This window comes from Kitasatospora sp. NPDC058184 (assembly GCF_042883725.1).
Lineage (GTDB): Bacteria > Actinomycetota > Actinomycetes > Streptomycetales > Streptomycetaceae > Kitasatospora.
Window position 1 is genome coordinate 121,839 of sequence record NZ_JBHVVE010000026.1, and the last position, 11,260, is coordinate 133,098.

The following is an 11,260-nucleotide window of genomic DNA, read 5'->3' on the forward strand; positions in this document are numbered from 1 at the left end:
GCGCCCCCACCCAGGGCCGCCCGGCCTCGCACCTCCGACCCCCATCGGGGGTGCGACAGTGCCCCCACAGCCATCCCCCACGGTTGGGTGCGGCGGGCACGTTCACCATGGTGCGCGATCTCCATGGACGGCCAGTGACAGGAGTATGTCCAGTTCGTGGCGGATGGCCGTGCCCGGTTCGGTGCGGGTTCCGGTCGGTTCGTCCACCGGCCGGACCAGTGGTCCGTCCAGCCGTTCGTTCCCGGATGTGTTCCTGACAAAACTTGGGGGCGGACGGGAGGGGGTCGACGCCCCGGGCCCCGGCATGGCCCCGGTGCGGTCCTGGCGAGGTCCCGGCGCGGTCCCCGGTCCGGCTCGGGTCCGGCCCCGCCGGAGCCGTGGACCGCGTGCGTGTCCGTGCCGCGGCGTAGGCTGGAGACCCCCGGCCGCTCGGCGTGCCGGGCCGTTCGCGTTGCCCCGGCGGGCCTTCGCCGCCCCGGGACAGCACCAGCCACGGGACGAAGAAGAGACCCCAGATGAGTCTGACCGGACTGCTCGATGTCGTCGCGCGGGACGCGGCGCTCGCCGAGGCCATCGAGGCGGCCACCGCCGCCGGAGCCGCGGCCGGCGGACGCCGCCACCTGGACCTGGTCGGGCCGCCCGCCGCCCGGCCGTTCGCCATCGCCGCGCTGGCCCGCGCGCTCGCCGGGCAGGCCGCCGGGGAACGGGGCCGTCCGGTGCTCGCCGTCACCGCGACCGGCCGGGAGGCCGAGGACCTCGCGGCCTCGCTGCGCTCGCTGCTGCCCGCCGACGCCGTCGCCGAGTTCCCGGCCTGGGAGACCCTGCCGCACGAGCGGCTGTCGCCCCGCTCGGACACCGTCGGGCGCCGGCTGGCCGTGCTGCGCCGGATCGTGCACCCGAGGGCGGACGACCCGGCGGCGGGGCCGGTCCAGGTGATCGTCGCCCCGGTCCGCTCGGTGCTCCAGCCGCAGGTCAAGGGGCTGGCCGAGCTGGAGCCGGTGGCCGTCCGGCGCGGTGAGTCGTACGACCTGGAGGAGGTGGCCCGCCGGCTCTCCGCCGCCGCCTACGCGCGCGTCGAACTGGTCGAGAAGCGCGGCGAGTTCGCCGTCCGCGGCGGCATCCTGGACGTCTTCCCGCCGACCGAGGAGCACCCGCTGCGGGTGGAGTTCTGGGGCGACGAGGTCGAGGAGGTCCGGTACTTCAAGGTCGCCGACCAGCGCTCGCTGGAGATCGCCGAGCACGGCCTGTGGGCGCCGCCCTGCCGGGAGCTGCTGCTCACCGACGAGGTGCGGGCCCGGGCCGCCGAGCTGGCCGCCGAACACCCCGGGCTGGCCGAGATCCTCGACCGGATCGCCGAGGGGATCGCGGTCGAGGGCATGGAGTCGCTGGCGCCGGTGCTGGTGGACGACATGGAGCTGCTGCTGGACGTGCTGCCGCTCGGCTCCGTCACGGTGGTCTGCGACCCGGAGCGGGTCCGCACCCGGGCCGCCGACCTGGTCGCGACCAGCCAGGAGTTCCTGCACGCGTCCTGGGTCGCGGCCGCGGCGGGCGGGGACCGGCCGATCGACCTGGAGGCCATCGACGTCTCCGCCGCCTCGCTGCGCTCGCTCGCCGAGGTGCGCGAGCACGCCGCCGAGATCGGGCTGCCCTGGTGGTCGGTCAGCCCGTTCGCGACCAGCGAGTCGACGGTCGACGGCATCCTGGAGTTCGACGCCAACACGCTGACCCTCGGCATGCACGCCGTCGAGGCCTACCGGGGCGACACCGCCCGGGCGATCGCCGACGCCAAGGAGCGGCTGGCCGCCGACTGGCGGGTCGTCATGGTGACCGAGGGCCACGGCCCGGCCTCCCGGCTCGCCGAGGTGCTGGGCAACGAGGGCATCCCGGCCCGCCTGGTCGCCGACCTCGCCGAGGCGCCCACCCGGGACGTCGTCCACGTCTCCTGCGGCTCGATCGAGCACGGCTTCGTCGACGAGGACCTGAAGCTCACGGTCATCACCGAGACCGACCTGTCCGGCCAGAAGTCCTCCACCAAGGACATGCGCCGGATGCCCTCGCGCCGCCGCAACGCGATCGACCCGCTGGCGCTGGTGGCCGGCGACTACGTCGTCCACGAGGCGCACGGCGTCGGCAAGTACGTCGAGATGGTGCAGCGCACCGTCCAGGGCGCCACCCGCGAGTACCTGGTGCTGGAGTACGCCCCGGCCAAGCGCGGCCACCCCGGCGACCGGCTGTTCGTGCCGACCGACCAGCTCGACCAGGTCACCAAGTACGTCGGCGGCGAGGCCCCGACGCTGCACCGGCTCGGCGGCGCGGACTGGGCGAAGACCAAGCAGCGGGCCAAGAAGGCGGTCAAGGAGATCGCCGCCGACCTGATCAAGCTGTACTCGGCCCGGATGGCCGCCCCCGGCCACACCTTCGGCCCGGACACCCCGTGGCAGCGCGAGCTGGAGGACGCCTTCCCGTACGCGGAGACGCCCGACCAGCTGACCACCATCGCCGAGGTCAAGTCCGACATGGAGAAGTCCGTCCCGATGGACCGGCTGATCTGCGGCGACGTCGGCTACGGCAAGACCGAGATCGCGGTGCGGGCCGCGTTCAAGGCCGTGCAGGACGGCAAGCAGGTGGCGGTGCTGGTGCCGACCACGCTGCTGGTGCAGCAGCACTTCTCGACCTTCGCCGAGCGCTACGCCAACTTCCCGGTGACGGTGAAGGCGCTGTCCCGCTTCCAGACCGACAGCGAGGCCAAGGCCGTCCTGGAGGGGCTGTTCGAGGGCTCGGTGGACGTCGTCATCGGCACCCACCGGCTGTTCTCCTCCGAGACCAGGTTCAAGGACCTCGGCCTGGTCATCGTCGACGAGGAGCAGCGCTTCGGCGTCGAGCACAAGGAGCAGCTGAAGAAGCTGCGCGCCAACGTGGACGTCCTCACCATGTCCGCGACCCCGATCCCGCGCACCCTGGAGATGGCGGTCACCGGCATCCGCGAGATGTCCACCATCACCACCCCGCCGGAGGAGCGGCACCCGGTGCTGACCTTCGTCGGGCCGTACGACGAGAAGCAGATCTCGGCCGCGATCCGGCGTGAACTCCTGCGCGAGGGCCAGGTGTTCTACATCCACAACCGGGTGGAGTCGATCGACAAGGCGGCCGCCCGGCTGAAGGACCTGGTGCCCGAGGCGCGGATCGCCACCGCGCACGGGCAGATGGGGGAGACCCAGCTGGAGAAGGTCGTCGTCGACTTCTGGGAGAAGGAGTTCGACGTCCTGGTGTCGACCACGATCGTGGAGTCCGGCATCGACATCTCCAACGCCAACACCCTGATCGTGGAGCGCGGCGACACCTTCGGCCTCTCCCAGCTGCACCAGCTGCGCGGCCGGGTCGGCCGCGGCCGCGAGCGCGGCTACGCGTACATGCTGTACCCGCCGGAGAAGCCGCTCACCGAGACCGCGCACGAGCGGCTGGCCACCATCGCCCAGCACACCGAGATGGGCGCGGGCATGTACGTCGCGATGAAGGACCTGGAGATCCGCGGCGCGGGCAACCTGCTCGGCGGCGAGCAGTCCGGGCACATCGCGGGCGTCGGCTTCGACCTCTACATGCGGATGGTCGGCGAGGCGGTGGCGGAGTTCCGCGAGTCGCTGGCCGGCGGCGGGGAGGCGGAGGAGGAGCCGCTGGAGGTGAAGATCGAGCTGCCGGTCGACGCCCACGTGCCGCACGACTACGCGCCCGGCGAGCGGCTGCGGCTGCAGGCGTACCGCTCGATCGCCGCGGTCAACTCGGAGGAGGACATCCAGCAGGTCCGGGACGAGCTGGTGGACCGCTACGGCAAGCTGCCCGAGCCGGTGGAGAACCTGCTGCTGGTCGCGGCGCTGCGGCTGTACGCCCGGCGGTGCGGGATCTCGGACATCACCCTCCAGGGCTCCAACGTGCGCTTCGGGCCGGTGGAGCTGCGGGAGTCCCAGCAGCTGCGGCTGAACCGGCTCTACCCGCGCAGCCAGGTGAAGGCGGCGGCCCAGCAGCTGCTGGTGCCGCGCCCGAGCACCGGGCGGATCGGCGGCAAGCCGCTGGTCGGGCGGGAGCTGCTGGGCTGGTGCAGCGAGTTCCTGTCGGCGATGTTCGACGACCTGGCGGGGGCGAAGAAGTAGCGTCCGCCCCTCGGGTGGTCCACGGCGGTCTCGGGCTCTGCCCGGGGCCGCCGTTTCGTTTCTGTCCGCCTGCCTGTCCGCCTGCCTGTCCGTCCGCCTGAGCGGGGCGGGGCGGGGCCGCGGCTGTGAACAGGGCTGTCAGCCGATCTTCCACTGGCCGGTCTGCGGGGCGAAGCCGCTGTCCAGGCCGAACTGGGCCTTGTCGAGCTTGACGTCCTTCGGGACCTCGAAGGTGACGAAGCCGAGGGCGCTCTCGCCGGGGGCGATGGTGGCCGGGACCTGGAAGCTCGGGCCGGCCTTGGTGTCGGCGACCGTGGTGCCGAAGGCCTGGCCCTGGGCGTCCAGCACCTTGGCGCCGTTGCCCGGGGCGTCGCTGTAGGCCTTCTTGCCGCTGGCCTTGATCCGGAACTGCACCGCGACGAAGCGCTTGCCGTCGGCCGGGTGGACGTACTCGTTGTCGGCCTCGGCGTTGTCGACCACCTTCACCAGCGTCACCTCGGCGGTGTCGGCCGGGTCGTTGCCCTTGAGCGGGATGGTGTCGCCGACCTGCGCCACCTTGGGGGCGTCGGCCGGCTTGCCGCCGCCGGCGGGCGCGCTCGCGGCGGCGCTCTGCTTGGGCTCGGTGGCGACGGACGGGCCGCCGGTGGAGTTGCACGCCGTCGCGGTGAGCGTGATCAGGGCGGCGCCCAGCAGCAGGGAGGCGGTGCGGCGGCGGGTGGTCGCGGACATGGGTGTTCTCCCGGTGATCGGTGGTCTTCCTGGCGCCGCCCCCGTTCGGTGGCGACGGAGAGATCACACCACTCGGGCGTGAATCATGTCAATGCGATTTCACAAAAGAGCTCTGTTCACATGTGAACTGGGATCGAGAGGCTCGTCGCTATGCTGTGCGGTCACAGCCCCGAGCCGCCCACCCCCGGCCCGGCGCCCAGCCCCCGCCCGCAGTGCGGTCGCAGCCCCCACCGAAGGAGCCCCCGTGCCGGACCGTCCCGAAGTGACCGCCGCCGAGATCGCCCGGCTGGCCGGCGTCGGCCGGGCCGCGGTCAGCAACTGGCGCCGCCGCCACCCCGACTTCCCGCGCCCGGTCGGCGGCACCGACGCCAGCCCGGCCTTCGCGCTCGCTGAGGTCGAGTCCTGGCTGCGCGCCCAGGGCAAGATCGCCGAACTCCCGCTGCTGGAGCGGGTCTGGCAGCTCGTCGACACCCTCCGCGACCCGGCCGGCCACCCCGCCGCCCCGCTGGTCGAGGCGGGCGCCCTGCTCCTGCTGCTGCACCGCGAGCCCGGACAGTGGGCCGAACTCGCCGACCGGCCCGACGCCCGGCTCGCCCTCGCACTGCCCCGGGCCGTCGCCGGCACCGCCGTCCACGCCTTCGGCCCGGACGGCGCCCGCACCCTCGGCCTCCCCGGCCTGCTCGGCAGCACCCAGCTGGACCTCGCCCGGCTGCTCGCCGAACTCGCCGCCCAGGCCGGCCCGGTCGGCGCGTACGAGCAGCTGCTCACCCGGTACGCCGAGGCCAACACCCGCCAGCTCAGCCCCACCCCGCCGGAGGCCGCCGAGCTGCTCGCCGCCGTCGCCGGCGTCCCCGCCACCGTGCTCGACCCGGCCGTCGGCCTCGGCTCCGTCCTGCTCGCCCACCCGCCGACCACCGGCCGCTACGGCCAGGACGCCGACCCGGTCGCCGCCGCCCTCGCCCGGCTCCGGATCGCCCTGCACACCCCCGCCGACGAGCCCGGCCCGCTGCCGCTCGACCTGCGGGCCGGCGACGCCCTGCGCGCCGACGGCTTCCCCGGCGACACCTTCGAGGCGGTGCTCTGCCAGCCCCCGTACAACGAGCGCGACTGGGGCCACGACGAGCTGCAGTACGACACCCGCTGGCCCGGCGGGCTCGTCCCGCCGCGCGGCGAGTCCGAACTCGCCTGGGTGCTGCACTGCCTCGCCCACTCCCGCCCCGGCGGCCTCGCCGCGCTGCTGCTCCCGCCGACCGTCGCCGCCCGCCGGGCCGGCCGCCGCATCCGGGCCGAACTGCTCCGCTCCGGCGCGCTGCGGGCCGTCATCGCGCTGCCGGCCGGCGCCGCCCCGCCGTACGGCGTCCCGCTGCACCTGTGGGTGCTGCGCGCGCCCCTGCCGGGAAGCGACTTCCGCCAGGTGCTGATGCTGGACGCCGGGGCGTCGGCCTCCGGCCCGGCACCTACCGGACCGGGCGGGGCCGCCGGGGCGCAGGCCGCCGAGGGGGGCCGGGACAAGGTCGACTGGACCGGGCTGCGCCGCACCGTCCTGGACGCCTGGCGCGGCTTCGACCTCGCCGCGCGCGAGGGCCTGCCCGTCCCCGCCGACCGCCCCGGCGTCCACCGGGTGATGGCCGCCATCGACCTGCTCGACGACGAGACCGACCTCTCCCCGGCCCGGCACGTCCCGCCCGCCGCCCCGCTCGGCGGCGCGGCCGAACTCTCCCACCTCGGCGGCCGGCTCGCCGAACTGCTGGCCGACCTGCCCGACCCGGTCACGCTGCTGCCGCGGCCGGGCGCCGCGACCGACGGCGCGTCCGGTGCCGCGCCCGTCGGGGTGGTCACCATCGGCGAGCTGGTCCGCGGCGGCGCGTTGGAGGTGTACTCCTCCGGCACCGGCGCCGCCACCCGGCCGGCCGGTTCGGGCGGCACCCCCGTCGTCACCGACCAGGACCTCGCCACCGGAGCCGCCCCCAGCGCCGTCCTCGCCACCGGCCCCGGCCCGGCCGGGGACGTCCGCACCCGCCCCGGCGACGTCCTGGTCCCCGCCCTCGGCGGCGGCACCGCCCGGGTCGTCCCCGCCGAGGGCCCGCTGGTCGGCGCCGCCCTCGGCCGCCAACTCCACCTCCTGCGGCCCGACCCCGCCGCCCTCGACCCCGAGTTCCTGGCCGGCCAGTTCCGCTCCACCGCCGGCACCCGACGCGCCGCCAGCCACGCCACCACCACCGCCCGCCTCGACATCCGCCGCGTCGAACTGCCCCGCCTCCCACTCCCCGCCCAGCACCGCCTCGGCACCGCCTTCGCCCGCCTCGCCGCCTTCGACGCCGCCCTCACCCAGGCCGCCGCCCTCGGCCGCGGCCTCGCCCGGGCCGCCACCGACGCCCTGGCGACCGGCGCGCTGGCGCCGCCGGAGTAGGGCACACCTCCCAGCGGTGCACGCACCCCGAGGCGGCGTGCGGCTCCGGCGTGGACGACCGGTCCCGCCCCGGGGCCCGTCCTCGGGTCGGCGTCGCGTCCGCTCCGGTGGACGGCGGTGGCCGAGGGAGGGACGGGGTCCGTTTCGGAGGTGACCACGGCTCAGTACCGGCGCGGTACCGGCGTGATACCGATGCGACAGCAGGCGGACGGAAGCCCTCCGGGGCGACCGGGCCTGGCGGTACGGTGGGCGCAGCCGTTCGCACCGTCCGTCGGTGCCGGTCCTCACCAGCTCAGGAGCGCGCATGTCAGGGCAGTACCCCGGGCAGTTCGGACCGCCGCCCGGCGGAACGCCGTACGGGCCGGGGCCGGGGCAGGGGTACGCGCCGGGCACGGTGCCGGGCGGACTGCCGGGCGGGCTGCCCCGGCCGGTGGCGGTGGCCGGACAGGCTCCGGTACCCGGGCGGTTCGGGGTGGTCGCGCGGGTGCTCTGCGCGCTGGCCCCGCTGCTCACCTTCGGCCTGCTCGGGGCCGTCCCCTCGCTGCTGCTGGCGGTCCGGCGCCGACGGGCGTACGACATCCTCGGCGCGGCGGTGTTCTGCGCGCTGCTGCTCACCATGATCGTCTCCGCCGGGATCGCGGGCACCCTGAAGAATCCGGCCGCCGACACCACCGGCTCGATCACCCTGGCCGTGCTCTGGCTCCTGCCGACAGCGCACTTCCTGGTGATGGACAGCCGCGCGGTCTGGCTGGCCGGGCGTCCGGCGCCGCGGGCCGTACCGCAGGCCGTTTCGCCGTACGCGGTGCCCACCGTCTCGCCGTACGCGGCGACCGTACCGGGGTACGGCGTGCCCGCTCCCGCCGCCCAGGGCCCGGTGACCCCGGCCCCCGAGACCGCCCACGACCTGCGCGAGCTGGGCGAGTTGCTGCGCCGCCAGGCCCGCGAGGACCGGCCGTGACCGCCACCCGGCTGATCGCCGGCCGCTACCGGCTCACCGAGAAGATCGGCCACGGCGGCATGGGCCAGGTCTGGGCCGGCCAGGACGAACGGCTGTACCGCCCGGTCGCGGTCAAGCTGCTCCGCCCCGAGCACCTGGTCCCCGGCGGGGCCGGCTCCGGTGGCGAACGGGCCCGCCACGGTGACGAGTTGCGCCGCCGCTTCCTGCGCGAGTGCCGGGTCACGGCCGCGCTCGACCACCCCGGGCTGGTCACCGTCTTCGACGCGGGCGAGGACGAGGGCGAGCTCTACCTCGTCATGCAGCGCATCCCCGGGGTCAGCCTGGCCGACCTCATCGCCGAGGACGCGCCCTTCCCGATCGAGCGCGCGGCGGCCGTCGCCGCGCAGCTGTGCACCGCGCTGGCCGCCGTCCACGCCATCCCGGTGGTCCACCGCGACCTCAAGCCGAGCAACGTCATGGTCCGCGAGGACGGCCGCACCGTCCTGCTCGACCTCGGTATCGCCACCGCCCTCGACACCGAGACCACCCGGCTCACCCTCACCGGCGTGCCCGTCGGCAGCCCCTCCTACATGGCGCCCGAGCAGGCCCTCGCCGCCACCACCGACCCGCGCAGCGACCTCTACGCGCTCGGCTGCCTGCTGCACGAGATGCTGGCCGGGGAGGAGCCGTTCCGGGCCCCCACCGCGCTCGGCGTCCTGCGCCGGCACGTCGACGAACCGCCCGTCCCGCTGCGGGAGTTGCGCCCCGAGGTGCCGCAGCCGCTGGAACAGCTGGTGCTCGACCTGCTCGCCAAGCAGCCCGCCGACCGCCCGGCCGACGCCCGGACCGTCTACGCGCGGCTGCTCCCGCTGCTGCCCCCGGCCCACGGCGCCCCGCAGCCCCGCTACACCCCGCTGCCGGACCCGGCCCGGCCCTTCCGCTACCCGCACCAGCCGCAGCCGCCGGCCGAGGCGGCCGCCCCGGTTGCCCCGGCCGCCCCGCCGTCGGTGGTCCGCTCCGAGCCGCGACCCTTCCTCATCCCGCCCGCGCCTTCGACCCCTCCGACCCCACCCCCCGTTCCCACGGGCCTGGACCTCGGCGCCGAGTGCGCCCGGCTCTCCGACCTGGTCGACGCCGGCCGCCACACCGAGGTACTCGGCCTCGCCGCCCGCCTGCTGCCCCGGGCCGAGGCCGAACTCGGCGACGCCGCACCCCTGGTGCGCACCATCCGCAGCATCTACGCCCGCACCCTCCTGCACGAGGGCCACCCCCAGCAGGCCCTCCCCGAGTACCGCCGCCTCGCCGCCACCGCCGACGGCGGCCCGCACGGCCCCCAGGGCCTCGACTACCGCTACCGCGCCGCCATCTGCCTCGACCGGCTCGGCCACGGCCCCGAAGCCCTCGCCGAGTACCAGGCCCTCCTCACCGCCCACACCGCCCGGCTCGAATCCGGCCTCGACACCGACCCCGAGCGCGGCTACGACCTCCGCGAACGCATCGGCCTCCACCTCGCCGCCACCGGAGACCCCCAGAACGCCTGGCAGTGGCTCCTCCCCCTCCTCCTCGAACGCGAACGCCGCGACGGCCCCCACCACCCCACCGTCCGCCGCCTCCGCCAATCCCTCTCCACCCTCACCCCCACTGCCACCCCCTGGCCCCCGCCCCGCCCCTGAGGCGGCGGCTCGTCGGGCGGGCCGTGTGGGAGGAGACCGCTTCGCCCTCACCCCTACCGCCGCCCCTTGGCCCCCATTCCGTCCCTGAGGGGCGGGGCATCGGGCAGGCCGTGGAGAGGAGACCGTTCCACCCTCACTCCCACCGCCGCTTCCTGGACCGCGCCCCGTCTCTGAGGGGGCGCGGCGTCGGGTGGGCTGTGGGGAGGGGACTGCTTCGTCCTCACTGTCACTGCCACTCCCTGGCCCCGACCCCGCCGCTGAGCGAGCGGGGCATCGGGCAGGCAAGGGGAGGAGACCGCGCCACCCTCACCCCGACCGCCACCCCTGGCTCCCGCCCGCCACTGAGGGGCGGGCCATCGGGCAGGCCGTGGGGAGGAGACCGTTCCACCCTCACCCTCACCGCCGCCCCCTGGCTCCCATCCCGCCGCTGAGGGGGCGGGGTGTCGGGCGGGCTGTGGGGAGGGGACCGCTTCACCCGTACTCTCGCCGCCGCCCCTGGCACCCGCCCCGCCGCTGAGCGAGCGGGGCATTGGGCAGGCCGTGGGAAGGAGACCGCCGTGGTCGGTGCCGGACAACCTGTGGGGCAGGACCGAGCCGCCGCTGGTGCGGCGGCGGCTCCAGGGATCCGGCCGCCCGCCGTTGGACGACCGGAGCCGTCTGCCGCAGGAGCGCGGCTTCGGGACTGGCACGCACTGGGACGGGGGAGCGGCTGCCCACCGGGCGGCACCATGCCGGTGACGTGGACCGGTCGCGGGTGGCGATCGACGGCTCGCATCGGCGGGCCAACCGTGGCGGCCCACAACGGGAGCGGGTCCGGTCGGCCGTGCCGTGCGGGGCTCGGAGCGGCATGTGGCGGCTGGTGGCCGGGGGCGTCCTGCCGACCGGCGGCTCGCATCGTTGGGTTCGTCGCGGTGGCCCGCACGGGGGTCGGGTCCGGAGCGCCGTGTGACGGTTGGCGGCCGGGGCGTGCCGTCGGCTGTCATGCCGGGAGGTGGCTCCGCGCTGTTGGGGCCGTCGCGGTGACTGGCAAGGCGGCTGGGTCCGTCGGCTGTGTCGGGCCGGGTTCGAGGCGCCGTGTGACGGCTGGTGGCTGGCGCATGCTGTCGGCTGTCACGCCAACCGGCGGCAACCGCCACGACAGCACCTGGCGCCTGCCCCTCCTGGGCGCCGTCCTCCGTCGCCGGTTGCGGCTCGGGCTCACCGGCCGCCGGATGACCGCGTGGGCGTGGCGTTCCCCCGTGCGGGCGCCGACCGGTGCGGGGCGGCTGGGAGTGGGAAGTCGGCTGGATGACTCTGCTGGCGAAGTATTTGATCTAGGTCAGGTTGCTGTTGGGATGCCGTGTTGGGTGCAGAGTGTGTGGATGCG

5 protein-coding genes are annotated in these 11,260 nt (G+C 75.5%); 4 read left to right on the top strand and 1 reads right to left on the bottom strand.

The genetic code is table 11. The annotated features are described in order from the left end of the window. The first annotated feature begins 515 nt into the window (after positions 1 to 515). On the top strand, positions 516 to 4,145 hold the full coding sequence (gene mfd / locus ACFVXH_RS34905) for a transcription-repair coupling factor (RefSeq protein WP_387829908.1): 3,630 nt from the start codon (positions 516 to 518) through the stop codon (positions 4,143 to 4,145). A gap of 138 nt (positions 4,146 to 4,283) precedes the next feature. Here the strand turns inward: mfd and ACFVXH_RS34910 are convergent, their stop codons facing one another. Continuing rightward, positions 4,284 to 4,874 (bottom strand): DUF4352 domain-containing protein, encoded by a 591-nt coding sequence (locus tag ACFVXH_RS34910; protein WP_375877760.1) that lies wholly within the window; start codon positions 4,872 to 4,874, stop codon positions 4,284 to 4,286. A gap of 244 nt (positions 4,875 to 5,118) precedes the next feature. On the opposite strand from ACFVXH_RS34910, the gene ACFVXH_RS34915 reads away from it, so the two are divergent. The 3 genes from ACFVXH_RS34915 (at position 5,119) to ACFVXH_RS34925 (ending at position 9,894) form a co-directional block, all read left to right on the top strand. Continuing rightward, positions 5,119 to 7,284: an N-6 DNA methylase gene (locus ACFVXH_RS34915; protein ID WP_387829912.1), complete on the top strand. Its 2,166-nt coding sequence runs from the start codon at positions 5,119 to 5,121 to the stop codon at positions 7,282 to 7,284. Between the two features lie 304 nt (positions 7,285 to 7,588). Further along, positions 7,589 to 8,242: a hypothetical protein gene (locus ACFVXH_RS34920; RefSeq protein WP_387829915.1), complete on the top strand. Its 654-nt coding sequence runs from the start codon at positions 7,589 to 7,591 to the stop codon at positions 8,240 to 8,242. Further along, positions 8,239 to 9,894, top strand: a complete 1,656-nt coding sequence (locus tag ACFVXH_RS34925) for a protein kinase (protein ID WP_387829918.1) — start codon at positions 8,239 to 8,241, stop codon at positions 9,892 to 9,894. Before ACFVXH_RS34920 ends, ACFVXH_RS34925 begins: the two co-directional genes overlap by 4 nt. Positions 9,895 to 11,260 lie beyond the last annotated feature (1,366 nt).